The sequence below is a fragment of the Methylobacterium persicinum genome (assembly GCF_022179525.1).
GTDB classification, from domain to species: Bacteria; Pseudomonadota; Alphaproteobacteria; order Rhizobiales; family Beijerinckiaceae; genus Methylobacterium; species Methylobacterium persicinum.
Map to the genome: position 1 here is coordinate 41649 of NZ_BPQX01000017.1, position 24025 is coordinate 65673.

25 protein-coding genes and 1 tRNA gene are annotated in these 24025 nt (G+C 64.8%); 12 read left to right on the forward strand and 14 right to left on the reverse strand.

The window, feature by feature from the left end; translation table 11 throughout:
* Positions 1-669 precede the first annotated feature (669 nt).
* The 5 genes from MFF22_RS07280 to MFF22_RS07300 all read right to left on the reverse strand — a co-directional run bounded on the left by MFF22_RS07280 (position 670) and on the right by MFF22_RS07300 (position 4631).
* Positions 670-1971, reverse strand: coding sequence for an NTP/NDP exchange transporter (locus tag MFF22_RS07280; protein WP_238248299.1), 1302 nt, complete (start codon positions 1969-1971; stop codon positions 670-672).
* Between the two features lie 172 nt (positions 1972-2143).
* Positions 2144-2884: an NADPH-dependent F420 reductase gene (locus MFF22_RS07285; RefSeq protein ID WP_238248300.1), complete on the reverse strand. Its 741-nt coding sequence runs from the start codon at positions 2882-2884 to the stop codon at positions 2144-2146.
* Positions 2874-3776, reverse strand: coding sequence for an aldo/keto reductase (locus MFF22_RS07290; protein WP_238248301.1), 903 nt, complete (start codon positions 3774-3776; stop codon positions 2874-2876). Before MFF22_RS07290 ends, MFF22_RS07285 begins: the two co-directional genes overlap by 11 nt.
* A gap of 42 nt (positions 3777-3818) precedes the next feature.
* Positions 3819-4154, reverse strand: coding sequence for a hypothetical protein (locus tag MFF22_RS07295; protein ID WP_238248302.1), 336 nt, complete (start codon positions 4152-4154; stop codon positions 3819-3821).
* Between the two features lie 45 nt (positions 4155-4199).
* On the reverse strand, positions 4200-4631 hold the full coding sequence (locus MFF22_RS07300) for a CHRD domain-containing protein (protein ID WP_238248303.1): 432 nt from the start codon (positions 4629-4631) through the stop codon (positions 4200-4202).
* A 132-nt stretch (positions 4632-4763) separates the two neighbouring features.
* Between MFF22_RS07300 and MFF22_RS07305 the strand changes: the two genes are divergently transcribed.
* The 9 genes from MFF22_RS07305 to MFF22_RS07340 all read left to right on the forward strand — a co-directional run bounded on the left by MFF22_RS07305 (position 4764) and on the right by MFF22_RS07340 (position 14698).
* The gene (locus MFF22_RS07305; protein ID WP_238248304.1) at positions 4764-6755 is read left to right on the forward strand and encodes an OPT family oligopeptide transporter; all 1992 of its coding nucleotides are present in this window, start codon (positions 4764-4766) and stop codon (positions 6753-6755) included.
* Positions 6756-6850: 95 nt separating this feature from the next.
* Positions 6851-6927, forward strand: a tRNA-Met gene (locus MFF22_RS07310).
* A 1609-nt stretch (positions 6928-8536) separates the two neighbouring features.
* Entirely contained in the window at positions 8537-8686 is a 150-nt protein-coding gene (locus MFF22_RS07315) for a hypothetical protein (RefSeq protein WP_238248305.1), read from the forward strand.
* Between the two features lie 1162 nt (positions 8687-9848).
* The gene (locus MFF22_RS07320; RefSeq protein WP_238248306.1) at positions 9849-11327 is read left to right on the forward strand and encodes a hypothetical protein; all 1479 of its coding nucleotides are present in this window, start codon (positions 9849-9851) and stop codon (positions 11325-11327) included.
* Positions 11328-11423: 96 nt separating this feature from the next.
* Positions 11424-11747, forward strand: coding sequence for a curli-like amyloid fiber formation chaperone CsgH (csgH, locus tag MFF22_RS24815; RefSeq protein WP_370877617.1), 324 nt, complete (start codon positions 11424-11426; stop codon positions 11745-11747).
* Positions 11734-12273, forward strand: a complete 540-nt coding sequence (locus MFF22_RS07325; RefSeq protein WP_238248307.1) for a hypothetical protein — start codon at positions 11734-11736, stop codon at positions 12271-12273. The genes csgH and MFF22_RS07325 overlap by 14 nt, the downstream gene beginning before the upstream one ends.
* A gap of 24 nt (positions 12274-12297) precedes the next feature.
* Positions 12298-12738, forward strand: a complete 441-nt coding sequence (locus tag MFF22_RS07330) for a curli assembly protein CsgF (protein ID WP_238248308.1) — start codon at positions 12298-12300, stop codon at positions 12736-12738.
* A 161-nt stretch (positions 12739-12899) separates the two neighbouring features.
* Entirely contained in the window at positions 12900-13724 is an 825-nt protein-coding gene (locus MFF22_RS07335) for a CsgG/HfaB family protein (RefSeq protein ID WP_238248309.1), read from the forward strand.
* A 2-nt stretch (positions 13725-13726) separates the two neighbouring features.
* Positions 13727-14698 carry a lytic transglycosylase domain-containing protein gene (locus MFF22_RS07340; RefSeq protein ID WP_238248310.1) on the forward strand — a complete coding sequence of 324 codons (972 nt, stop codon included), beginning with the start codon at positions 13727-13729 and terminating at the stop codon, positions 14696-14698.
* Here the strand turns inward: MFF22_RS07340 and MFF22_RS07345 are convergent.
* Entirely contained in the window at positions 14692-14967 is a 276-nt protein-coding gene (locus MFF22_RS07345) for a hypothetical protein (protein ID WP_238248311.1), read from the reverse strand. The two genes, MFF22_RS07340 and MFF22_RS07345, sit on opposite strands and share 7 nt — an antisense overlap.
* 321 nt (positions 14968-15288) lie before the next feature.
* Here MFF22_RS07345 and MFF22_RS07350 point away from each other — a divergent pair, with 321 nt between their 5' ends.
* Entirely contained in the window at positions 15289-15993 is a 705-nt protein-coding gene (locus tag MFF22_RS07350; protein WP_238248312.1) for a hypothetical protein, read from the forward strand.
* Between the two features lie 42 nt (positions 15994-16035).
* Complete coding sequence (locus MFF22_RS07355) at positions 16036-16359, forward strand: hypothetical protein (protein ID WP_238248313.1); 324 nt, start codon at positions 16036-16038, stop codon at positions 16357-16359.
* Positions 16360-16475: 116 nt separating this feature from the next.
* On the opposite strand, the gene MFF22_RS07360 is transcribed toward MFF22_RS07355, so the two are convergent.
* From MFF22_RS07360 to MFF22_RS07395, 8 genes are all read right to left on the reverse strand, one after another.
* Entirely contained in the window at positions 16476-17084 is a 609-nt protein-coding gene (locus tag MFF22_RS07360; protein WP_238248314.1) for a hypothetical protein, read from the reverse strand.
* Between the two features lie 1146 nt (positions 17085-18230).
* Positions 18231-18473 carry a molybdopterin-binding protein gene (locus tag MFF22_RS07365; RefSeq protein ID WP_238248315.1) on the reverse strand — a complete coding sequence of 81 codons (243 nt, stop codon included), beginning with the start codon at positions 18471-18473 and terminating at the stop codon, positions 18231-18233.
* The gene (locus tag MFF22_RS07370) at positions 18419-19612 is read right to left on the reverse strand and encodes a molybdopterin-dependent oxidoreductase (protein ID WP_238248316.1); all 1194 of its coding nucleotides are present in this window, start codon (positions 19610-19612) and stop codon (positions 18419-18421) included. Before MFF22_RS07370 ends, MFF22_RS07365 begins: the two co-directional genes overlap by 55 nt.
* A 719-nt stretch (positions 19613-20331) precedes the next feature.
* Entirely contained in the window at positions 20332-20511 is a 180-nt protein-coding gene (locus MFF22_RS07375; protein WP_238248317.1) for a GDCCVxC domain-containing (seleno)protein, read from the reverse strand.
* A gap of 42 nt (positions 20512-20553) precedes the next feature.
* Positions 20554-21051: a DsrE family protein gene (locus MFF22_RS07380; protein ID WP_238248318.1), complete on the reverse strand. Its 498-nt coding sequence runs from the start codon at positions 21049-21051 to the stop codon at positions 20554-20556.
* A gap of 70 nt (positions 21052-21121) precedes the next feature.
* Positions 21122-21841, reverse strand: coding sequence for a cytochrome c biogenesis CcdA family protein (locus tag MFF22_RS07385; protein ID WP_238248319.1), 720 nt, complete (start codon positions 21839-21841; stop codon positions 21122-21124).
* Between the two features lie 9 nt (positions 21842-21850).
* Positions 21851-22240 (reverse strand): thioredoxin family protein, encoded by a 390-nt coding sequence (locus MFF22_RS07390; RefSeq protein WP_238248320.1) that lies wholly within the window; start codon positions 22238-22240, stop codon positions 21851-21853.
* 44 nt (positions 22241-22284) lie between these two features.
* Positions 22285-23085 (reverse strand): pentapeptide repeat-containing protein, encoded by an 801-nt coding sequence (locus MFF22_RS07395; RefSeq protein WP_238248321.1) that lies wholly within the window; start codon positions 23083-23085, stop codon positions 22285-22287.
* 184 nt (positions 23086-23269) lie between these two features.
* Between MFF22_RS07395 and MFF22_RS07400 the strand changes: the two genes are divergently transcribed.
* Complete coding sequence (locus tag MFF22_RS07400; RefSeq protein WP_238248322.1) at positions 23270-23944, forward strand: Crp/Fnr family transcriptional regulator; 675 nt, start codon at positions 23270-23272, stop codon at positions 23942-23944.
* Positions 23945-24025 lie beyond the last annotated feature (81 nt).

Below are 24025 nucleotides of genomic sequence, written 5' to 3' on the forward strand. Positions count from 1 at the left end.
GATCGAGCCGGCATCGGGTTTGATGCCGGCCTCTGTTTCCAAGGGTTGGACCAGGCATCCGCGCCTGGGCATGTCGGGTCTAGGGAGCAGGCGGACCACGTTCCCTACAAATCGAGATAAACTTAAATGAGACCGCCCCTCCGGGAGTAACAGAAATCGAGGCAAATTCTCATGTTAGCTTGCGCCAAGGCGGGTTGTCGGATCTGCTGCGGAATGTTCTGCGCAGACTGTTTTCCCGAACCAGGCTGTGGTGCAGCCGCCTCAATCCGGAAAACTGTGCCCGCCTGACGGTGAGAAGAGGGCAATCTGTTATCCTCCGAGCCATCGAGGAAGCCGCAGTCGGTCGAGAACGCGGAAACCCAAAGCTGAGCGGACGTGAGAGGCCGTTCGCGAACAGGGTCAAACTTCTCTGTAAGCACGGATCTGTAAGGACAGAGTTCCGTGTGCTTTAAGTCAAACTCATTTGAGGGCACTCCCTGTGGGGATCCCTCAAATCAGGACAAGCTTTGCCGAGAAATGACACCCTCGTTATTGCGAACGGCGTGAAGCAATCCTGGGGTATAGGCCATCCCAGACTATGGTGTGCCCCTGAATTGCTTCGCTCCGCTCGCAATGATGGAAAGCACGCGATCCAAGGATTGCCGAAACCGCTGGATTGCCGAAACGGCTCTAGTGGTCTGCCCGCCGCTTTTCCTGGGCCCGGCCGAGCCAGAGGCTGTTGACGAACCACAGCATCGAGAGCGGCACCGCGACGCCGGAAACCCCCGCCACCCCGAGGCCGACCGCGCCGAGACCGGTGAAAGACCATGCCCCGGCCTGGTCCCCAAGTCGGTAGACCACCGTATCGATGAAGCTCTTGGCCTTGTAGCGGTCCTCCCTTGGGACCACCGTGAACAGCACCTCCCGAATCGGCCGGGCGATGGCGAAGTTCCCCGCCCGGCGCAGGACCTGGAAGGCTACGATGACGCCGATGGTCGGCGCGACGGCCAGGGCCGCAAAGCCGAGGACGCTGAAGGCGGGCAACAGGGCGAGCGTTGCCGCCACCCCGAGCCGTGCCACGATCCGCCCCGTCAGGAACAGCTGCACCCCCAGGGTCAGCACGTTCACCGCAAGGTCGACGCTCGCAAAGAACGCCGTCTGCGACTGCCGGTCGGGGAAGCTGCGCTTCGCGATGCCCGCCTGCTCGAAATAGAGGAAGGTCGAGGTGATGGAGAACAGCAGCAGGAACAGGGCGATGTTCAAGAGGTAGGGTGAGGCGAGGGTTCGCGTGATGCCCGACCAGATGCTGCCGCCGATGGCGGTGTCCCGGGTCGTACCCTCGTTGCCGCCACCCGGCACCTCGTGGAGCTGCTGCGCCAACCGGGCGAGGCCGCGCATGGAGAAGACCGCCGCCTCCAGCAGCACCACGGCGCAGAGCATCAGCCCCCAGGTCGGGACGTTCTTGGCGAGCCCGGCCGTGGTGGCCGAGCCGGCGATGGCGCCCAGCGTCGCCCCCGCCGCGATGAAGCCGAACAGGCGCCGGCCCTGCTCGTTCGAGAAGACATCGACGATGGTCGCCCAGAAGATCGAAACCACGAACAGGTTGAAGATCGACAACCAGATGAAGAACACCCGGCCGATCCACACGTCCCAATCCGGCGGAGCGAGGTAGAGGGCGGCGGCGAAGCCGATGATGTTCAGGGCGAAGAAGCGGTAGGTCAGCGGTACGAACCGTGCCCGGGGCATCCGCTTCACAAGCCACGCGAAGGGCACGTTGAGCGTCAGCATCCCGACGAGGGTGGCGGTGAACAGCCAGGGCAGGTTCTCGATACCCCCTGCCACGCCCATCTGGTCGCGGATCGGACGCAGCACGTAGTAGGCGGCAAGAATCGAGAAGATATACGCCCACGACCACGCCAGCGCCGGCCCTTCCCCCGGCCGGATGTCGATGAGCCGGGCGAAGGGTCCGCGGGCGGGAGTTGCATCAAGCATCTTTGGTACTTCGATTCCGGAAGGATGCCTCGTCCCGCGACACCCACGCCGTCATCGCGAGCGCAGCGAAGCGACCCAGGGCAGCGGGACGGCTCAGGATGTCGCGTGTCCCTGGATTGCTTCGCTTCGCTCGCAAAGACGGTTCAGGTCGGCGCCGCCCGGCGGCGGGCCGTCACTGCGTCAGCCCGAGCTTTTCCTTCAGTTCCGGCGCCGTCACATCGTGCCCGAAGCCCGGAGTGCCCATGGCGAACTTGTCGGCATCCTTAAGTCCCCCGACCACGACGGGCTCGAAACCGGCGTCGCGCACCAGCCCCTCGGCCACCTTCAGCGCCTCCGGGTCGTCTCCGGCGATCGGGATCGCCATGCGTCCGCCGGTGCGGTCCTTTCCGCCGTTGGCCCCTTCCTTCGCGAAGACCTTGTAGTTCGCCGCGTTGAAGGCACGAACCAGCTTCGCGCCGGGGAAGTACTTCGCCGACGTCTCGCCGATGCCGTTCTTCTGCGCCTCGGCGTAGAGGTCACCGTCGCGCCGCTCGGTGGCGTTGCCGGCATCGAGAACGACCTTGCCCTTCAGCAGGGGTGCGACCTCCTTCGACAGCTCGGGATAGGACTTGTAGGGCACCGCCAGGAACACCGCGTCGCCGAACTTGATCGCCTCCTCCGGCGTGCCGGCCTTCGCCTTGGAGCCGAGTTCGTCCACCAGCGGCTTGAGTTTCTCAGGGTGGCGGGAGGCGAACATCACCTCGTGGCCGTCCTTCACCCACAAACCGCCGATCGTGCCGCCGATATTGCCGCCACCGATGATGCCGATCTTGATCTTGGCCGGCATATCCTGGGCAAGCACGGGGGAGGCGGCGAGGGCCAGGGCGGCCCCGAGGGCGAGCGCCGCGCGGCGCGAAAGGAAGTCAGAGCGCATCGATAAAGGCTTCCATCTGCTTGCGCTGGCCGGGATCGGGCAGCGGATCGTGGGCGGCGCCGAGGTTGTCCTCGACGTAGGCGGCCTTGGCCATTCCGGGGATCGGACAGGTCACGGCCCTGTTCCCGAGGACGTATTTCAGGAAGAACTGCGGCCAGCTCGCGCAGCCGATCTCCTTCGCCACCGGAGGAAGCTCCTTGCCGTGCACGGCCTTGAACAACCGATCGCGCCCGAACGGCACGTTGACCATGACGGCGATGCCCTTCTCCGCGGCCAGCGGCAGGATGCGCTCTGCGGCACCCCGGTTGTCGATGGTGTAGTTCACCTGCACGAAGTCCATGGACTCGCTACGCATCACCGGCTCGAGGCCCTCGAACTGGTTGTCCTTCCAGACCGTCACGCCGACGTAGCGGATTTTCTTTTCCCCCTTCAGGTCGCGCAGGACGGCGAGGTTGTCCTTCGCGTCGATGAGGTTGTGGACGGCCGCCAGATCGATCGTGTCCGTCCTCAGGCGCTTCAGGGAACGCGCGAACTCGGCCCGGGTCTCGTCACGGCCGCGTGTGTCGACCTTGGTCGCCAGGAAGACCTTCCGGCGCAGGTCCCCGTCGGAGAGGATCATTCCCAGGACGTCCTCGGCGGTGCCATAGCTCGGGGCGGTGTCGATCACCGAGCCGCCCAGGCGCAGGAAGGTCTCCACCGCCTCGCGCAGGGGCTTCACCTGTTCCGCGACCGGCTCGACCTCGTACCGGCGGGACGTTCCGATGCCGATGGCGGGCAGCATCTCGCCGGAGGAGGGGATCGGCCGCCGGATCAGGGCGGGCTCCGCCCCGGCCGCCCGGATCGCAACGGGCGCGAGGGCGGCGGCGATGAAGGCGCGGCGGGATACGGGCATCGGGCTTGTGTCTCCAGGCGGGGGAGCCAGACGGAAGGGTCGTCAGTCCTCTTCGGGTGGATCCTCGAACTCCGCACCTTCGGTGTCCGGGGCGATCCGGAAGCGGTACTCGTCGATGGCCAGAAAGGCCCGGTGGGCGGCCTGGACGTCGATCCCGTCCCGGACCACGAGAGTCTGGAAGTCGATGAACAGGCGCGCGATCCGCGCCTCCTCCGACAGGGTGGCGAGGGCGGAGGAACTCGCCCCCGCCCGCATGGCGAAACGTCTGGCCTCCCCGGCGGCGTCGAGGGGCAGCACCGTGACTTGCCCGGCCGTGTCCGGGCGGAGCTCCGCCCAGCGGGCCGGCGTCCAGGCGATAATGGCCTCAAGTTGCTTCATTGTGTCGGGTATCCCGTCCTGAGCGCCGCGGCCCGTGGGACGGCCTTAGCGCGCCGCCTCGACCTGCCCGCGCAGCTCGCCCTTCGGGTTCGCGGCGGTATGCAGGTTGAAATACACCGTCCCGGCACTGAGATCCGCGGCCTTGGCGTCGTCCAGGGTCGCTTCGCCGGAGAAGGGGCTCGTCTTGGCGTCCACCGGCACCAGCACCCCCGCATTCTCGCCGGCCTTGGCCGGGCCATGGAAATGGGCCGCGGTGACGGGCCCGGTCAGGCCGCTGTAGCTGCCATTCCAGCTCAGCCGCTTGGTCGAGGGATCGTAGGTCGCGGTGATGTCGCCTGTGCCCTTCGACTCGGTCTTGGGGACTTCACTCGTTCCAACGAGATGGGCCGTGTAGCGGGTCGACTCGCCCGCGGCCTGTGCGGCGGACAGGGTAAGGCAGGCGAAGCCCAGGCTGAGGAATGCGGCGCGCGTCTTCATGGTCGTCGTCTCCCGGTCGAGCCCTGCGTGGGGCCCGGCGTCGCAGATAGGGGCCTGAGGCGCCTGGGGCCATCCCGTTGTGGTGTCAGCGGGAACGTGGTGTCTTCCGGGCGGGGCAATGGGCGAGGGGTGATGGACGTCAGGAACGAGGTCGCGGCCGTCACGGGCGGTCAGATGGGCGAGATCCACGGTGCCGAGATCACCGTACGGGGCCTCATTCTCGGCGCAGTGATCACTGTCGCGTTCATGGCCGCCAACATCTACATGGGGCTGAAGACGGGGATGACGTTCTCGTCCTCTATCCCCGCCGCGCTCCTGTCCATGGGAGCCTTGCGTCTTGCCGGCGGCGGCATCCTCGAGAACAACATCGTCCAGACGCAGGCCTCGGCCGCGGGCACCCTCTGCAACGTCATCCTTGTCCTGCCGGGCCTCGTGCTGATCGGCACGTGGCACGGTTTCCCCTTCTGGGAGACGAGCCTAATCTGCCTCGTGGGAGGCTGGTTGGGCGTGGGGTTCTCGATCCCCCTCCGGCGCGCCCTCGTGTCGGGAAGCAACCTTCCCTATCCGGAAGGGATCGCCGCGGCCGAGGTCCTGCGTGCCGGGCATACGGAAGAGGGCAGGGGTGGGCTCGCGGTCCTCCTCACCGCTGCGGCGGGCTCAGGCCTCGTGGCCTTTCTCACCAGCGGCTTGCGTCTTCTCGCCGATGGCGTGCTGACGGCCTTTGCCGTCCGCGGCGCCGCGTTCAGCCTGGGCAGCGGCTTCTCCCTTGCCCTCATCGGGGTCGGCTACCTCGTCGGGATCGGTGCCTGCCTCGCCCTCCTGACCGGCGTCGTGATCGCCTGGGGGATTCTCGTGCCCCTGCTGACTGCCTTCGGCCCCTCCGTCGGCGGGACGCCGGGGGACGCGGCGCAGGCGGTCTGGGCCGGGCAGGTGCGCCTCGTTGGCGCCGGCATCATCGCGGTCGGCGGGTTCTGGACGGTGGGCGCCCTGGCGCGGCCGATCCTGATGAGCATCGTCACGGCGGCCTCCGCTGCCGGCCGCCCCATCCGTGACCTGCCGCGGCAGGAGAGGGACCTTCCCATCCGGTGGGTCGCGGTGGGAGCCCTGCTCCTCACCTTGCCCCTGGCCGCCCTCTTCGCGCGCTTCAGCCTGTCGGCCGGCCTGTCGGTCCCGGCCACGGCGGGCGTCACGGCGGCCTGCGTCCTCTTCTGTCTGCTCTTCGGCGCGGCGATGGCCGCCGTATGCGGTTACCTTGCGGGGCTTCTGGGCTCCTCCACCAGTCCGATCTCGGGGATCGGGATCCTGGCGGCGATGGTCGGCGCGTCGGTCGTGCCTTCCCTGATCGGTATCTCCGCCGATCCCGACCTTCAGCGCTTCGCCCTGGCGACCGTGCTGCTCGCGGCTTCGGTGGTGGTCACGGCGTCATCCATCGCCAACGACAACTTGCAGGATTTGAAGACCGGGCAAATCGTGGGAGCGACACCCTGGCGCCAGCAGGCGGTCCTGTTGCTCGGGGTGGCGGTGGGGTCCGTGGTGATCGTGCCGCTCCTGTCGCTGCTCTACAACGCCTATGGCTTCGTCGGCGCCATGCCGCGGCCGGGCATGGACCCGCGGGAGGCCCTGGCGGTTCCGCAGGCCTCCCTCGTCACGCAGATCGCCCTGGGCATCGTGCACGCCACCTTACCCTGGCCGATGCTGCTGCTGGGCGTTCTGCTGGGCGTCCTCGCCGTGGGGCTTGAGGTGGTTCTGAAGCGCCGGGGCTTCGGTTTCCCGGCGCTGACCGTCGGGATCGGGATGTATCTGCCCCTTTCCGTAGAGGTGACGATCGGGCTCGGTGGCCTCCTCGGTTTCGTCTGCGAGCGGTACCTGCGACGGCGCGATTCCGAAGCCCTTGATCCGTCCCGGCGTCGGGGGATCCTGATCGCGTCGGGGCTGCTGGTGGGCGAGAGTTTCGTCGGCGTTGGCCTTGCCGCCATCGACGCGTTCACCGGCCGGACGGGATCATTGTCCCTGGCATGGCTTGTCGGGGAGCCTGGGGCGGCCTGGCTCGGGCTGGCCGTTTTCGGCCTCGGCCTCGGTGCCTTCGCCGCCGCGCTGACCCGTCCACGCGCCCACGCGAATTGAGTCGGAATGGTCCGGGCGCCCGTTGACACCGGGCGTTCCATTTCCCTATACCCCGCCGGTCTCGTCGAGCCCCCTGAGGGCCGGCGGCGCATTGGGGCGGGGTAGCTCAGCTGGTTAGAGCAGAGGAATCATAATCCTTGTGTCGGGGGTTCAAATCCCTCCCTCGCTACCAAAGGTTTCAGTAACTTAAGTGCAGATTTGAAAGCGACGCTCGAAGTAATCCATCTCTGGGTCGCATTTGGGTCGCAGAAGGTCCGGCGGGTCCAAGGATCGCACCCACCTCCGCTGGCGGCCCTTACCTGGAAACTCCGTTCTTTCGGTCGAGCGCTTCTATGGCATTTGAAGCGAGCCTCCATCACGCCTCTCGCTTGCTGCGAAGCAATGGTTCCGCACCGTCCCCAGTGTCGCTTCGCGAAGATATTGGCACTCCTTAAACCGGGGCTACTCGCGACCTGAAACCGTGCTGATAAGGTTGTTAACCTGGGCCGCGCGCGAGCTTGCGACGTCAGGCGCTTGACGTCGACACCTTCTTATCGGTCCGCTTCCCAAGCTGAATTTCGTTGGTTCGATCCCGATCGCCCGCTCCATTAAATTTTTTGAGCGATTAAGGTCACTTAAGCGGTCGCAAATTCCCAGCTCTCGCCAGATCGGGAATGCGTGGCTTACACAAAGGATTACGTCGTGCCGCCAAATCGCGCCACGAACCGACAACCCGAGGGCGGATCGCGGCGGGTACGTTTGTTCCTTCGCGCGGACACCCGTGCTGGTCGTGTCGTTCCTTTAACCGCGTCGTGACGTGACCGGCTGGCTTTCGACCGGGCCGATTGAGATTGATCGCTCGCACAAGAAACCGTGTTTGGAATGCAGGGTGTCATCAAGCCGATCTGAGTCTTAGACCTCAGAGATAGCCTGACGCGATAACTGGGAGGCATCGCCCGACCCGCGGACTTGCGCGTTCGTCGAGGCGCACTTCGGTTCGCGATCGACGTTTCGCATTCCTACCCTCGGACGGATTTAAGATGCCGGCGACGACCTTCGGTTTCAATGTTGGAAGTATCGAGCGCGTGACTTCACCGGCTTTGAACAAAAAATTACAGCCATCGTCGGCATGACGGCACCACTTCTTGCGCCGATATCACCCTCACCGCCCTTAGGTGAAGGGCCCATCGCAGCGGGCCGCGTCCGCTAACGGGAGATCGTCGAACCCGTATGAACGACCGGGATGGGCGCAAAGCAGTCAGATAACGGCCAAGTTTGGCTGGCTGCTTTGCGCCCATCTCGGCCGCTCAGTCGCGTTTGGTGACTTCTCCGAAGCAGACATCGGCGCGATCTCAGCAATAGGCCTGCTTCTCTTCACTTCCGGCCCTCCGCTTTGAGCCGATCGAATGGCCGTGCCGATGACCGGCCCGTTGCTCGCTCGCCATCGAAGATGCCAAGACCACGCACCAGCGGCGCGAGCTCGAACGGTATTGCGTCTATTCGTTCATGGTCATCGGCACCCCTCAGTCGGCGAGGGGACGCATCGTGTCCGGCGAGACGCTCCCGTTCATCGGTTGGGGCTTCATGGCTACCGTGCGGACAGTGCGTCAGCGTCCTGAAGGCTACCCCAAGAAAAGGCTGAGGCCTGCCCGAAGCTGCTGGCGAACGGCGAGAATCCCATCCTGCCTACGGTGCGCAGATTAGTCGGTTACGACAACGCGCCGGTCATGCCGACGTTGCTGAGAAGCGGTGCTGGCGCAGATCGAGGCCATCGCTGACGCGATGTAGCCATTTTACGAGTCGTGTCCGACCACCTTCCGCAGGTGCAAGACGAGATCGGCGCCGTTCGTGAAATGCTGGCCTTCGCCTTCAAGTCGAGCCCGATGCTGGGCCGCCCCCAGCAGGCCGTCATCACGTACCGCTCGCGGCCCGGCCGACATCCATGCCTCTGAATGCGAGCGGAAGCGATGGCCCGCTGGAAGCTCGCGTTCGCGGAGCGAGGAGCCCCGCTGACGGACTCGGAGTGGGGGTCGCAGCTTCGGCGTCGGTGCAGGTATATCCGCCCGAGCCGAACGACGGGCGGACATCCATCCTCTGGTGCTGGCTGCCTGCCAGCTGAAATTCGCTGTCGCCCGCACGAGGCCGACGCGGACAATCAGGAACGCACTCAACCCTTCCCTTACGGTGTGTCGAGGGGCAGGCCGCACCGGTTCGCGAGGCCGCCGCGCTCTCCGGCGCCAACTTTCGCCGAAATGCCGACCCTGAGCCACATCTCGAATGTCGCCCGCCGCAGGCGGTCCAGCTCTGCAGCGGACCGGTCGATTCGGTCATAGGCGTCCCCCACAACTCCTGGCTGAGCCACTGCCGCCGGTGCTGCGGATCTGAGGCCACCCGCCCCGATCGGCGGCGCCATCGCGCGGCGTTCGAATCGCCCCCGTTCGCGTGATCGGCGCAGCCTCCCCGACGGCGCGTTGCAGCACTTGAGGTAGGCTGCATAAATAATCGTATTCCAATCAATTCGAACCGAGCCAAACAAAGTTAAATTTCTTACTCATCGAGTTAAATTCGATTTGAGCCACGGCAAACTTAGCTGTTAGGTTCCGATTGCGGCGACTACTGTTAATGATCAGATCTGATAATCGCATTTCGCTATCTGCAAATCTTCAAAACAGATACCCTCAGTATATCGAGATCATAAACTATCCGTTGCATCGAATTCCGCTGGACAGATCGATTCGCAATGGTTATCAGGCTGTGAATGCAGTCTAGGCTGCAGACGGATCGCGGCAAGTCCGCGTGTAGGGCTGGAATTAATCAATCCAGTTTGTTCGATCGCGACCTGTGCGCAGCTCAGCGCCCGGGAATGTGGGTGCTGCGCGTATTTTTCCTTGCATAGCAGTCAATCGACCGGCGATTACAAGTATTCGATGTTGCAAATTAGTCTCTGCGAAGCGCGAATACTGCGTAGGCCGCATCTCTGGGCTGGACACCTCGGAGAAAGCGGTTACTGGATGCTTAAGGTTCGATCGGAGTGGATGTTCCGGAACGACACCTGACGCACCCATTGAGACGGCGCGTCCAACAAATTTCAAGTCTTCAAGGGAGATTCATTCCATGAAAAAGCATCTTCTCGGGCTGTCCATGGGCGTCGCCGCTTGCGCTCTCGCGGGTGCCGCCTTCGCCGCTGGCAGCAACAAGTCTTATACTGACCAGTCGGGCACTGGTGGCAGCATCGTCATCAACCAGAATTCGGGCGACAATGGTCGTGTTGTGACTGCTGGCGATGGCGGCAACAACTATGTCGGCTACGACGGCCATTCGTTCCAGCAGTCCGGTTACGGCAATGCCCTGACCGTTAATCAGACCGGCACCAGCAACGCCCTCGGTTTCGATGTCGGCTCGCAGGCTGGCACGAACAACACCGCGAACGTGCTGCAGCAGGGCCGGGACGGCCGGGTCGAACTGCTGCAGAACGGCAGCAACAATGGTCAAGTCTCCGGCCGCGTCTTCCTGGACGCGAATGACAACTCCACTGCCAGCAACCTGATCAAGCAGGATTCCAACGCCCTCCGCAGCACCATTGATCTGCGCCAGGACGGCTCCAATGGCGGCGAGTTCAGCTTGATCCAGAGCGGCGCCGACAACCGGCAGACCGTGCGCCAGTCGGGCGACGGCAACCAGGTGGCAACCAACCAGGCCTCGACGACCAACAACAGCAGCATCTCGGTCACGCAGACGGGGACTTCGCTTCAGAATCAGAACTACGCCAGCGCTTATCAGAATGATCAAGCGTTCAGTTCGATCACCGTGACGCAGGCCGGCAATAACAACCGCGTCGATGCCGGGCAGCAGAATTACTTCAATTCCGGCACCAATGTCGGCAACGTCATCCAAGCAACTCAATACGGGAATAACAACAAGGCGTATACCTTCCAGTACGACGGAAACAGCAACCAGGCTTACTCCAGCCAGTACGGCAGCGCTGGGACGGCCGCCATTTTCCAGCGTCAGGGAGACGGCAACTACGCTTCAATCGCGCAGGACAGCGGCAGCTATAACGCCTACGCCAGCCTCCAGCAGGCCGGCACCGGCAACTACGCAATTTCCTCGCAGGGCGGCGAGAACAACGCTCTGCGCGGGCCGGGATCTGACTTCAGCTATCCCTACCAGCAGGCCGCTTATCAGAATGGAAATTACAATCAGCTGTTCAACACGCAGCGCGGTTCGGGCAACACGGCCGATGTCCTGCAGCAGGGTAACAGCAACTATCTGAGGAACGATCAGTACGGGTCGCGCGGCAGCATGACGTCCAGCCAGGTCGGCAACTCGAACCAGGTGTTCAGCAACCAGACGTCTGGCAGCGACTTGGCGATGCTGATGGTGACACAGAACGGCAACAGCAACTACGTTAACTCCACGCAGGACGGTATCCGGAACCAGGCCACCTTGCTTCAGAGTGGCGATAACAACGTGATCAATGGCCAGCAGATCGGACAGGACAATCACGCTACCGTGTCGCAGTACAACAACTCCAACACGGTGGGCTACGGTCAGAGCGGCAGCGGAAACCGTCTGACCGTCACGCAGCGTTGATCGTCTCAATAGAGACAAATTACGCGGCGTAGATCCGTGTGGGGGCCGCGCTGACTAGTGCGGCCCTCCTCATTGCTGTATCCGCGAGGTCACAGTATGCCGTTATCCACTCCCCCTGATCCTCCGGGACTGCGCTGTGAATTGACCCAGCAAGTTCAGGGTGCGACCGTATCAATCACGGGATTGGTATTCGCAAGCGAAGTTAAGGTGGGTACTTACCAGCTCCGGGTCGTGAAGAAGGGGCCGGCCGGCACCTCTGTTCTCAATCAGGGCGGAACGTTCACGGCGAAGCCTTCTGAGGCGAGTCCGATCGGACATCTGGCTCTCAGCGTCGAGGCGGGCGGCGGCTACACTGCTCACCTTCTGGTAGCGTCCGGCGACAGCCGCGCCGAATGCGAGGATGTCCATGAGAGACTTTAGAAAGGCAACCCTTCAAGGTCGCGCTGCACTGGCGCTCGTGAGTCTGTTCGGTGCCGGCCCTGCCGCGGCGCAGACGGTCCTGACCCCCGAGGCGCAAATGGCCGCGCCGGCTCAGGAATACGCAGTGATCGGCCGCGAGACCATCCCGATCCCGCTTCTCTCGATTGGCGGAAACCAGGCCTCCGTCACGCAGACGGGGCAATCCAATGCGCTCAACCTTGAGCAGCAGGGCCGCTCCGTCGCGATGACGCAACAGCTCGGTTCTTCCAACACGGCGAGCGCGACGCTGCGCGGCGATCAGAACGCTCTGTCCCTCATCCAGACAGGCACCGGCAATACGAGTTCGATCACCACGATCGGCTCTAACACTGTCGGCGTCCAGCAAATCGGGGACAACAATCGTTCCGACATCAAGCTCTTTGGCCAAGGCGCAACTGTGACGAGCCAACAAATCGGATCCGGCATGAGCAATGCGATCACGCAGGGCGGAGTCGGCAAAGCGGTATCCGTGGTCCAGAGCCGATAAGCCGGGTCTGTCAGAGGACTGAAGATGCGCACCAGCCTAACCGCCGTCACGGCGCTGCTCGCCCTCGCCGCCTCTGGAGCGCAGGCCGGCAATCTCATCTACCAGCCGGTCAACCCGGCCTTCGGCGGCAGCCCGCTCAACGGCACATGGTTGCAATCTGAGGCCACGGCGCAGAATTTCTACCAACGCGAGGAGCAGCGTCGGTCCACCATCCAAAGCACGCTTCAGCAGCAGCAGCAGAGGCAGACGCCTGGCCAAATTTTTGCCCAGCAGCTGCAGTCACAGCTCTACAGCTCCCTTGCCAACAAGATCACCTCCGCGATCTTCGGCGAGAACGCGCAGAACAGCGGCCAATTCAGCTTTCAGGGAACGTCCATTTCGTTCGTGCGCGATGGTGCGAACGTGAATGTCACGATCAACGACGGCCAGACAATCACGCAAGTCACCGTCCCGGCCGGGCCATAATGAAATCTAAAACTTGATGCTTTAAGTATAGCATTGAAAGCTATAAATGCATCAGGCGGGGGGATATTGTTTTGGTCTGCAAAATGTTGCGCTGTGCTGCCTTGGCCGCGGCCGTATTTACCACCAGTTCGTGCTCTACCGGGTCCTGGCTCGGCGACCCGTTGTCGGAGGCACCCACCATCACGCCGCAATCGACGACGGGGTTCAATCTGGCGAGCCTGCCGCCGCCGTCGCGCAGCGTCGATATCGCGGTCTACAACTTTCCGGATCTGACCGGTCAGAACAAGCCTAACGACAACATCGCCGAGTATTCGCGCGCGGTGACGCAGGGCGGCGCGGCCTTCGTGATCGATGCCCTGCGCCGGGCCGGCAACGGCGCGTGGTTCCGGGTCGTCGAACGCGCCAACCTCGCCGACGTGCTGCAGGAGCGCCAGCTGATCCGGGCCACGCGCACGGAATTCGCGCCCGAGAACGCCAAGCCGCTGCCCCCGGTCCGCTTCGCCGGCCTGATCGTCGAGGGCGGCATCCTAGCCTACGACGCCAACACGATCACCGGCGGCCTCGGTGCGCGCTACCTCGGCATCGGCGGCGACATGAAGTATCGCCGGGACATCGTCACGGTCGGGATGCGGATCGTATCAGTGCAGACCGCCGAGGTGCTCGAGAACGTCACCGTGACCAAGACGATCTACTCGGTCGCCCTGGATGCCAGCACCTACCGCTACACCGCCCTCAACAAGCTGCTGGCCGTTGATGCGGGCATCACCCGCAACGAGCCCACCCAGATGGCGGTGCGCGAGGCGATCGAGCTCGCCGTCTACTCGACCGTCATGGAGGGCGTGAAGAAAGGCCTCTGGCGCTTCCGGGATCCCGGCGTCGGACGGCTCCTGGTCGATGAGTACCTGCTCCGCGACAAGGGGGAAGTTCCCGTCGAGGCGGTCACCCAGGCGCCGAAACGGGAGGTCGTCGTCACGGCGAAGAACTGACCATGACCGTCCGCCTGACAGCCGCGCTCGCCGCGGCCGCCTTACTCTCCACGTTCGCACTGATCCCGCAGGTCCGCGGCAACAGCGTCGCCGCGCCGCGGATGGCGGCGGCGTCCGTCGACGTACCCGATCAGGCGACCGAGAGTAAGCCTGCACCGAAGGCGGCCCTCTCCAGTCCCATCGCGGCGATCGATCTTCGCGACATTGCCCTGCGCGACAGCGATCGGCCCGCATCCTCCGAGCCGATGCTATCGCTCACGGAGGGGGCGGGCCCCGACCAGCCCGCCACCGCGCTCTGGGGCGCATGGCCCGTTCGGCATCGCGACGTCAGCTTCAGTCCGCTGATCTCCGACGCCGCCGCCCGTACGGGGGTGCCCTATGATTTCCTTTACCGCCTGCTGCGTCAGGAAAGTGGATTGCGGGCCGACGCGATCAGTCCCAAGGGCGCCTTGGGAATCGCGCAGTTCATGCCGGCGACGGCTCTGGAACGCGGCCTGACCAACCCGTTCGACCCCAGCCAAGCGGTCATCAAGGCGGCCGAGCTGCTGCGGGACCATTGGGTCCGCTTCGGCAGTCTCGGGCTCGCGGCGGCAGCCTACAACGCCGGCCCCGGACGGGTCGAGAAGTGGCTGGCCGGCCAGTCCGGCATTCCGCAGGAGACGCGCGACTATGTGCAGATCGTGACCGGCCGGACGGTGGAGGGTTGGGCGCCAGCCGGACGGTGGGTTTCCCTGGAACGCGGACCGGACCAGATGGCCCCGGCCGGCCCGGGATGGGCGGTTCGGTTGCCGATGCCGGGCGCCCTGTCGCTACATCCCCCGGCCGAACGGCCGACCCCGCGCCTCAAGGCCGGAAAGGCCGGTCCCCGCAGCATCGAAGCACGGCGCTTCGACGCCACGGCCCGATCAGAAGATGAGCTGTGCGCTCTGGTCGGCGGCCATTCCAACGCCTGCATCGTGAGGAGGACCTATTGAGCCCGCGCGCCTCGCCGAAGCGGCGCGACCTGCTCGACGCGCACCGGATCGAACGCAACGGGCCGGACCGGCGAGCGCGCACGCTCCCGGCGATCGGCTCGGCGGTTGCCAGCCGGAATGGGGCCAGCCTGCCGCAGGAGCTTCGAACTGACGATCGGATCGGACGGACTGCGATCGATGGGAGGCCCGAGCCGCTGACCCTGTATTAGGTCGATGCAATCGCGAAGGATCGTCGGGTCGCGCACGAACGTGCAGTCGTTGATGTTCACCGGGACGTTGCGCCGCTCGATGAATTGCGCCCGGACCCCTGCGACCGATGCCAGGACGAGAAGGAACGACAGGATGAGCTTTCTGAACATAGGAGATGATCGGCCTGCACGGTGATCGATCGTGGGCGCCGTCTGTCAACAGCTGTCGACCTAACCTGTCGGCCCAACGTCGTCCTTGTCGCGAGGTTCCCGAAGCTGCATCGAGCCCGACACTGAAAAGTATTGGAAACCCATTCCGAAATAATCCCCGATTCAATTCTGAGCCAGTAAAGCCATCCGTGTAGCGCGATCGCTGCCCGATCTGTCGTGAGGATCACCCTAGTGAGAACGCCCGGCATCCCGTTCGACCTGAAACGCCCGGTCGGGTCCCCGCGCTCCGGTGGCTGGCGCCGGAGGCGCCATGACCTGCGGCGGTGGGTGCCCGCCTGCCTCGCCGTCTATCCGGTGGTGGCTTGGGCGATGGCCGCGTCTGCGCAAACGCCGAAGGCCGAGGCCCCCAAAGGTGAGGTTTCAAAGACCGAGGCGCCCGCGTCAGCCCAGAGCCCGGCGACCGCCGAGGCGCGACCGTCCAGCTGCGATGCGGCATGCGTTCGCGCGGGGGCCGAACGGGCCTCGCAATCCTGTTCGCCCCGGATCGAGAATGAAGCGCCCTTCGACTTCGAGTGGCTGACGCGTCCGTATGGCGGCATCTTCCAAGAGGCCGATCCCCCGGCGGCCGGCAGTGCCGTCGTGCGCTACAAGGGAGATTCAATCCGCTTCATGAGCCCGCAACGGGAATGGGTCCGCATCACGTACGAGTGCGCCTTCAATTCGGCCACCCAGCGCGTCGAGGGCGTGACGGTCCGCCTCGGCCGGTTGAACGGACGCGGCCTGCCGCCGACCCCCCAGGGCGGACGCGTGGCGACCGCCCCGCCGCAGCCCGGCGGACCTGCCGCCCCCGTCGCCCTGCCGCCCCCGAAGCGCAAGCCGAAACCCGGGGAACCGAACAGCATCGAAATTCTTCAGGTCAATCCCACCGGCCGGTAAGTGCGGACCTGCGACCCCCCATATCCGTTTGCGAGGGACACCATGAAATTCAGAGTCGCGCTCATCCTCTGCGTGACGGGCTTCGGCGCTTCCGCACAGACGCCGGGCAATGTGAACGATTGCACGCTGCTGCCCGATCCAGTTGCGCTGAAGCGCTGCGTCGACAGTTTCGGCCCGCAGAGTCTCCGATCATCGAATACGCTCCCGCTTCCCACCAACGCGCCGGATTCGGTGCAACCGGAAGTGCGGCCAAAGAATGTGCCTCAGGTACCGGCGGAAACGCGTTCCGACGCTTGGCTGCATGACCGCGCGGCGGTCCCGACCACAAGGCAAAAGCCGTCTGATACGATTCAGCTGAATCAATAATCTACCGGCGCGAAACCGCAATCGGTGCCGCGTTTCAGGGCACGATGCAGTCCGTCAGCCTCACATCCGGGCCGGCGACCGGCCAGCCTTCGGCCCATCGTTCGCCGCGTCGCGGATCACCGTTGGCGAACGGTCAAAGTCGAACCCGTTCCGCTCTGCGTGTAGGCCACAAAACTGCGGGTGCCGGATTGTGTGATGGTAACCTTCTCGCCGGATCCGGTCTGTATGCCGGTTACGCCGTTGTATGACCCGTCTTGATTGATGGTCGCGGTCTCGTTCTGCCCAACCTGAAGTAACCGGATCGTGTTCTGGGTCCCGGTCAGGCTGACGAGTAGCATGGCGAGGTCGCCCTGCGTGACATTCAAGCGATTCCCCGTCCCCGATTGATCGACATTGAAAATGGCGTGCCGGCCCGTCTGTCGGACGGTCGTTGCGTTGTCTGTTCCGGAAGGCGTAGGGACCGCGCTGCCGCCGAGATCCGCGTTGCCTAAGAAGAGCGCGTTGCCTAAGAAGAGCGCGTTGCCGGACGTCGGTGCGCTGGGTTTCGACGCGTTGCGGCCCCCGATCGCGAGCAGATTGGTCCCAATTGTGGTCCCGCCGTAAGCGTCGGCGAGGCCGATGCTGCCTCCGTCTGCATGGGCCGGCGCGGCGTACGTTGCTGCGCTGAGGAGCGCACCAAACGAGAAACCAATCAGTCGGCTGTCACGGCGGAGAGGCAGACGCATGATACTTCGCGGTATCCGGAACGGTCAGGTGGCCGCTCAAGGATACGGGGAGGGAATTAATGGGCGAACAAGCGCCGCTGTCACGCCGGCGCAATGACTGCCGCTGCGCTATACCGGTGACTAACAGGACGAGGGGGATGGCGGAGACCGCCCGGTTGAGGGGCGTTGATGCTGCCCCAGCGAGCCTCCCGGGCAGCTTTCATTCGCGCGGCCGCTCACGAAGATCACGCGCGGGCGGAACAGGCCGTTGCGCTCTGCCAAACGGCCGCGAACGAGGTAGACGAGATACGCTGAGACCGAACAACGGGCCAAGGCCGGCGACGAAGTGGATCGTCCAGACCTCGCCCTGAGGTAGCAGCGGCGCCAAGAATTTTACGGTCCGCGCCATGGGCGCATCGGCCGAGATCCGAAGGCTGGCGATCGCGACGATCCAATGCCGGTCAACGCGCGTCGCTAATTTTACTTGCCGTTCCGGAACAGGCGACGTCTCGGCTGGCGGATGCGACACCAGAGTGAGTGGGTCGCATATTCTCGTCACCAAATTGCTGGCGCCCACCGAACACAGTGATCTTGTTATTTCTCAACCTAAGGCTGACGCACGGTTACTGCCAAGGCTTTGAGTTTGGCAATGCAGTAAAAACCTCTGGACTGTGACGGGATTGCATGTGTGGCGCCCGTTTATCTCGGGCCGCAGGGGATCAGGAGCGATCAGGCATGAAGCGAAGCACGATGACTGAAAATCGAATGGCGTTCAGAATCTTGGAGGTGGGTCGATAAAAGGCCGTCGGCTTTTCCGGCAAACAGGCGGCGAAGCGGCTGTTCCGCTATCGGCCAGCTCCAGTTGCGTGAGCAGGCGGCTTCGAATGGCTGGGTCGGGTGGACAGCGGCTCGTCCGCTTTCGGGCGGGTATGGACGGAAGCGGACGTGGTGCCATTCCCGCTTCCGATCCGTGGCTGTTAAATGAGGCACATTAAAACGATCGGCGCTCTCTCGGTTTGAAGGTGCGACGCCGAGGTACTCACCCGTCCCGTACGACATCCGAGAAGTCGGGAGCGTCGGCGGCCCGTCCGATGAGCGGAGCGCCCAGTCGTTCCGCGCGGAAGCGCCCGGGCCGCATCCATCGCCGGCGCCGGATCGGGGAACCGGCTACGCGAAGCGCACCCGGAACTTCGGGATCGCCCCGAAGTCGTAACCGCCCTCGTTGAACGGCACGGTGGCGGGCTGGACCTGCCCGCGGTTGTCCATCGCGCGGGTCTCGATCACCGCCTCGCCCGGCTGCGGGTCGAGGGCGATCTCGAAGCGGCGCCAGGTGTAGGGGTTGGGCTGTGGGTCGATCAGGCGGGCCTCCTGCCACAGGCCGCCGTTGACCCGCACGTCGACCCGGCGCACGCCGGCCTGCGGCGCCCAGGCGTAGCCGCGCAGGGCCTGCTGCCCGGCCGGCAGCACCGGCGCCTCGCCGCGGGCAAAAGGGGATAGTTCGGCGGCAACTGCGGCTGCTTGGACAGGGCGAACGGCACCGTGAGCATCGAGCGCATTACGTGCCACGCCACCGGCACGCCGCGCACGTCCGAGGGCTTCACGAAGCGGAACTCGTCGTTCGGGCCAGGCACCGGCGGCGGGTACGCCGGCCCGATGTTGGCGTGGCCGATCGTGTTGAGGCGGACCCAGAAATCGTGGCTCGCGATCTTGATCTCGGTGAGCCACTTGGTCGAGGCGCCCCCCGCCCAGCCCGGCACGAGGGCGCGCACCGGCGCGCCATGGTCCGGCAGCAGCGGCTTGCCGTTCATCTTGAAGGCGAGGCCGATGTCGTCGGCGCGCGCGACGATCTCCTCGATCGGCATCGGCCGGCCCGTATCGGACTCGGTGTTGGGGGCCTTCCCGTCGACGCCCGACCAGAACAGGCACGCCTTGGCGTTGGGCTTCAGGCCCACGAGGCCGAGGATGTGGCTCATCGGCACGTATTGCCACTCGGCGAGGCCCACCCCGCCGAGGCCCCAGCCGTTGCCGGTGACCTTCTCAGGGGCCGCCAGCATGTCCTGCTGCTCCCAGAACAGCGAACGCCCGTTGCCCGCGCACTGCATCACGCTGATGAGGGAGCGCGAGGGCATGCGCAGCAGGTCGTCGTAGCCGATATCGATCGGCCGCTCGACCGCGTCGCCGTGGATCCTCAGGCGCCAGTGGCGCGGATCGACCCGGGCGTCGAGCTCGGCGCGGGGCGTCGGGTACTCGTTGCGGATGTAGAACTGCTCCAGGGGCGTGATGTAGGTGTCGAAGTTCCACCACGCCCCGCCCTGGTTGGTCGGGTTGAGGTCGGTGAGCAGGCCTACATCCTTCACGAAGGAGGGATGGAAGCGGGAGGTCGGCGGCGCGCTGGTGTTGCCGACGACAAGGCGCTCTGAGGCTCGGGCGGGCGCGTCCGCCCCGTGCGCGGTGCCAGCCGCACCTAGGGCCGCGAGCCCCAGGAAGAGCCGGCGACGGTCGAGGCTCGGCCCGAATGCACCGCACGGCGCGTGGATCGGATCCCCCATGGTGTGTCTCCCCCCAAAGCATCAGCCCGACCGACGCGGTGCGGTCACGGCCGAATTGGATCGCGCGCCAAGAGCGCCTCGCCGGCACTCCTCCGCGGCCCCCGCTCCTGCGCCACACGGCAGCGATCACCGTCGCGACCACGCCTGTTCGCCGGCTTGCCGGTGAGTGTTACGGGATCGATCCCGTCCCCGACAGCCCCGCGCCGGCAACCGGCGGTCACGGAAGCGGGAGCGGGCGACACCACCTCCGGCGGACCGGCGCCGGCTCCCACAGTCACGCATCGCCGGGAGCCGGCCCGCCCTTGGAAGCCGCACCACTGTCCCGGGGCCGCGAAGCGGAACCCGGGTCAAGAGCCGCGACGGTGCCTGTGTTCGTCAACGCGACGGCGATAAATTGCAAATTCGCCCGACGGCGCCGCGCCCGGTCTTCAGGCCTGCCTCACTTGCTGGCGGCCGCATCGGCTGCCTGAGGCTTTCGCACCGCGGGTGGTGGACATCCGGCGCTCGGTTCCTGCGCCGAGGGTCCGCAATGGGTGGATTTCCGCTGGTCCGGTTTCGAGTGGCGATACATGGAAGCGGACGTCACCATCGCACCCGCCCTCGACCACTAACAGGTTCTGAGTAGGTCTACTTCCGAGCTTGTCGGTGAGCTTGAACGGCTGGGCTCGTCGCTATGATCCCATGCAGCAGGCCGCTGGCTGGCCGCTTCCGCGGGCCTCCTAGATCGGCGGACAGGGCACATCACCAAAGGAACAGAACACGCAGCAGTCGCCTGCATTCGGGCGCAGGAGCGCGCCGCAGCCGGTGCACTCGTAGAAGAACTGGCAGGCATCGGTCGGCATCGTCTCTGTAGCCTGATGGCTGCAGAACGGGCATGTAAGACTGGACTGAAGCTGCATACGCTTTATCGGACGGCCTTTGGTAATCCGAAAGGGCATTGATCAAGGGTGGACGTAGGCGAAACCCATACCCTGAAGCCGGACGATCTCGGCGACCCCGCTGGGAACGATGTCGGCCTCCGTAACGCCGTGGAGTTCGTGCCAATCAATCTTTCGCTGGGTCAGGGTGTTGTTGCAGATCAGGAATTTGACGCCTTCGGCCTTCAGGGCGTCGATCTGATTGGCGAGCTTAGGGTCATTTGAAGCCATCTTAAAGAGGTCGACGCCATCGCCGAAGTCGACCACCCGCACCTGGATGTGGTCCATGCCCACAGCCTCGACGTGGTTCTTCAGGTTGCCCAGGAGACGCTTGAAGTAGGCCGCATTATCCGGGGTCCCGCCGTCGTTCTGGTAGACCACCTTCTGATCTGCGTAGTAGCCACGCGGTGCTATCTCCAGGGCGGAAGCGGGTCCGGCGCGCAGGCTTGCAGCGAGCGCGTAGAGCGCGACGAACCCAAACAAGATGCCACGCCGGTCGTGTTGCGATCGTCGAGCGTTCATGCTGCCCCCCCGTGATGGCACCAATCATCGGATGATAAGAGCACAGATCTACCGCGCGTCTGGCTCGCGATCATAGGCGGGTGGTCAGGTTCGTCAGCCATGCCGGCGAGATGTTGACCAGAGTAGTCTCGGCCACCTTATCGTACCCCGTTGCGATCATCAGTCCGGTGGCCACAAGGATCAGGCCGAGGGCGGCCTTTAGTCCCTTACCCAGACCCATCATCCGGTCGCGCCAGCGCATCAGCACCTCACGCGAGAGCGTGCCGAGCAGGAGCAGCGGCAGAGCCGCGCCGAGGCCGAACAACAGCATGGTCAGCGCAACAGCTCCGAGATCGTGCCCCTGCGAGGCCAGAAGCGAGGCCGCCCCGAGGGTCGGGCCGACGCAGGGGCTCCACACCGCCCCGAGCAACACGCCGACGCCGAACTGGCCGAGCAGCCCCGAGGTCGAGAAGCCGCCGAACCGGCTCTCGGTCCAGTTGCTGACTGGCCCTGCAGCCACAGCCAGTCGCGTCTGGGCGACCGGGACCATCAGGACTAGGCCAACCAGGATCAGCATGACGGCTGCGCCGGTTCGGAAGACGCCGGCATCGAGACCGATGGCGAAGCCGACGGTCGCCACGAACAGACCTATGGCCACGAAGGACAGGGCGAGGCCGGCAGCGAGTGCTGCCGGACCGAGCCTATGTTCCGAGGCTGCCGCACCCAGCACCAGCGGCAGCAGGGGCAGCACGCAGGGGGACAGCACCGAGAGGATGCCGGCCAGGAATGCGAGGCCGAAGCTCGTGACCATGGCGTGGCCTCAGATCGCCTTGTCGAGGAGCGAGGAGATCGCTTCAGGCTTGGTCTCGCCGGCCGAGCGTCCGGTTTCCTTCTCGCCCTTGTAGGTGATCAGCGTGCTCTGCATCGTCGCGCCGAACTGCTTCACGACGTCCTTGCGGCTGTCGAAGTCGACGTCGAACACCTGCAGGTCCTTGAACTTCGGGTCGGCCTCCAGCTTGGCGAGGATCGGCTTCTGCGCCGCACAGGTCGTGCACCACGGGGCGGTGATGTGGACGAGGATCGGCTTGCCGGCCTTCTGGGCGGCCTCGAAGGCGGCCGGCGTGTAAGTCATCTCGGCAGCGATGGCGCCAGTGCCGAACAGCATGGGGGCGGCGGCGAATGCGGCGAGCAGGATGCGGCGGGTGGTCATGAGCTTTTATCTCCGTGGGAGTGAGTGGGTGCGGGGGATGATGATCAGTTGGACGCCTGAGTGACGGCGCGGTCGGCATTCACACGCTCCGACCAGTCTTTGGCCTCGGCCTGACCCTTGAGGTCGATCAGTTTGGCGGCGTCGACGTCGACGTTCTTGAAGTCGGCACCGGTGACCGTAGCACCCGTCAGGTTCGCGCCGGACAGGTCCGAGCCCATCAGCACCACGTCGGTCAGGTCAGCGTCTTTGAGGTTGGCATACTCCAGTCGGGATCGACCGAGGTTGGCCCCCTTCAGGTTGGCGCCCGACAGGTTCACCGAGGTGAACACCGCCCGCATCAGGCCCATGGATTGGTTCTTGATGTCGGCGCCTCCCTTGAGATCGACCAACGTCGCGCCGCTCATGTTGGCGCCCTTGAAGTCGCCGATCGGCATGGACCGGCTGAGGTCCGCACCGCTGAGGTTGACGTCCCGGGCAGTGATGCCGAACATCTTCGCATCCGCGAGCTTGGCACCGGACAGGTCGGCCTTCAGGAACCACGCCTGTTCGAGGTTCGCCCCGTTGAGGTCGGCACCGCGCAGGTTGGTCTTGTTCAGGCGCGACAGCCGCAAATTGGCGCCGCGAAGATTGAGCCCGGAGAGGTCGAGGCCGGACAGAGCCTTGTCGTGCAGGTCGACGGGTTTGCCGTCGGCGGCCTTGATCAGCGCCTCGACGTCGGTGCGGCTCATCTCTGCCTTCGTCATTGCGGGGGAGGTCATGTCGGCCCCGAGCAGCAGATCCTGCTCGGCAGAAGCCGGGCTGGCGGCGAGGGCAGCAAGCATGAAGCTCAGGGCGAGGCGGCGCATCGGTTTACTCCCATCGGGTGCCGCACATCGCCGGCGCCCGTATCGTTTTCATTGTGCCGCGATGCTATGCCGGGTCGCTGCACCCGGTCGGTGACCCAGGTCACACAAGTCCGGCGCGGCGGGAGAAAAACGCAACGCAAGCCGGACGATCAGCCCGTCGTCACGGCCGGGGACGACGCCAGTCATGACGGACGCGCAGAAAGTCGAGCGCTGGATCGACCGGTTTCCGCTCCTTGAGGCGCTCAGCCCGGCTCACCTTCAGATCGCCAGGGGAACCGTACAGTTCCCGGTGCTGGACGCCGGGGCCATCGCGTACGAACTCGATGGCGAATGCGCCCACTACCTGATGTGCTTGGAGGGGCGGACGCGCATCTTCCGCATGTCGGAGGGCGGGCGTGAAGTGCTGATCTACAAGGTCGGCCCCGGCGGCACCTGCGCCCTCACCACGCAATGCCTCCTGTCCGGCGGCAACTTTCCGGCCCAGAGCGTAGCCGAGGAGTGGACAGAACTCGCCGCCCTGCCGGTGAGCACGTTCCAGCACCTGATGGACGATAGCTCCGCCTTCCGCAGCTTCGTCATGGACGACTACACGCGGCTGATGTCCGGCCTGTTCACGCTGATCGACGAGGTCGCGTTCGCCCCGCTGAAGCAGCGTCTTTCCCAACGGCTCCTGGCTGAAGCCGACCCGCGTGGCGTCATTGCCGTGACCCATCAGAAGTTGGCGGACGACGTCGGCAGCGTACGTGAAGTGGTCAGCCGCCTTCTAGGACAGTGGGCCGAGGCAGGTCTCATCGAACTCAGTCGGGGCGCAATCGAGATCGTTGACCGTATCAGCTTGGCGTCCGCAGGTCGGCACTGATTTGGAGCGTGGGGGCGTCTGCTTTCGAGGCCGAAGCGGATCGAGTTATTTGACTGGCTTGGGTCTAGGCTGTGTCAAAAG

What these genes read in the sequence shown, in the direction of transcription:
- MFF22_RS07280 (WP_238248299.1), bottom strand. Translation starts at nt 1,971, where the DNA reads ATGCTTGATGCAACTCCCGCCCGCGGACCCTTCGCCCGGCTCATCGAC.
- MFF22_RS07285 (WP_238248300.1), bottom strand. Translation starts at nt 2,884, where the DNA reads ATGCGCTCTGACTTCCTTTCGCGCCGCGCGGCGCTCGCCCTCGGGGCC.
- MFF22_RS07290 (WP_238248301.1), bottom strand. Translation starts at nt 3,776, where the DNA reads ATGCCCGTATCCCGCCGCGCCTTCATCGCCGCCGCCCTCGCGCCCGTT.
- MFF22_RS07295 (WP_238248302.1), bottom strand. Translation starts at nt 4,154, where the DNA reads ATGAAGCAACTTGAGGCCATTATCGCCTGGACGCCGGCCCGCTGGGCG.
- MFF22_RS07300 (WP_238248303.1), bottom strand. Translation starts at nt 4,631, where the DNA reads ATGAAGACGCGCGCCGCATTCCTCAGCCTGGGCTTCGCCTGCCTTACC.
- MFF22_RS07305 (WP_238248304.1), top strand. Translation starts at nt 4,764, where the DNA reads ATGGACGTCAGGAACGAGGTCGCGGCCGTCACGGGCGGTCAGATGGGC.
- MFF22_RS07320 (WP_238248306.1), top strand. Translation starts at nt 9,849, where the DNA reads ATGAAAAAGCATCTTCTCGGGCTGTCCATGGGCGTCGCCGCTTGCGCT.
- csgH (WP_370877617.1), top strand. Translation starts at nt 11,424, where the DNA reads ATGCCGTTATCCACTCCCCCTGATCCTCCGGGACTGCGCTGTGAATTG.
- MFF22_RS07325 (WP_238248307.1), top strand. Translation starts at nt 11,734, where the DNA reads ATGAGAGACTTTAGAAAGGCAACCCTTCAAGGTCGCGCTGCACTGGCG.
- MFF22_RS07330 (WP_238248308.1), top strand. Translation starts at nt 12,298, where the DNA reads ATGCGCACCAGCCTAACCGCCGTCACGGCGCTGCTCGCCCTCGCCGCC.
- MFF22_RS07340 (WP_238248310.1), top strand. Translation starts at nt 13,727, where the DNA reads ATGACCGTCCGCCTGACAGCCGCGCTCGCCGCGGCCGCCTTACTCTCC.
- MFF22_RS07355 (WP_238248313.1), top strand. Translation starts at nt 16,036, where the DNA reads ATGAAATTCAGAGTCGCGCTCATCCTCTGCGTGACGGGCTTCGGCGCT.
- MFF22_RS07360 (WP_238248314.1), bottom strand. Translation starts at nt 17,084, where the DNA reads ATGCGTCTGCCTCTCCGCCGTGACAGCCGACTGATTGGTTTCTCGTTT.
- MFF22_RS07370 (WP_238248316.1), bottom strand. Translation starts at nt 19,612, where the DNA reads ATGGGGGATCCGATCCACGCGCCGTGCGGTGCATTCGGGCCGAGCCTC.
- MFF22_RS07375 (WP_238248317.1), bottom strand. Translation starts at nt 20,511, where the DNA reads ATGCAGCTTCAGTCCAGTCTTACATGCCCGTTCTGCAGCCATCAGGCT.
- MFF22_RS07380 (WP_238248318.1), bottom strand. Translation starts at nt 21,051, where the DNA reads ATGAACGCTCGACGATCGCAACACGACCGGCGTGGCATCTTGTTTGGG.
- MFF22_RS07385 (WP_238248319.1), bottom strand. Translation starts at nt 21,841, where the DNA reads ATGGTCACGAGCTTCGGCCTCGCATTCCTGGCCGGCATCCTCTCGGTG.
- MFF22_RS07390 (WP_238248320.1), bottom strand. Translation starts at nt 22,240, where the DNA reads ATGACCACCCGCCGCATCCTGCTCGCCGCATTCGCCGCCGCCCCCATG.
- MFF22_RS07395 (WP_238248321.1), bottom strand. Translation starts at nt 23,085, where the DNA reads ATGCGCCGCCTCGCCCTGAGCTTCATGCTTGCTGCCCTCGCCGCCAGC.
- MFF22_RS07400 (WP_238248322.1), top strand. Translation starts at nt 23,270, where the DNA reads ATGACGGACGCGCAGAAAGTCGAGCGCTGGATCGACCGGTTTCCGCTC.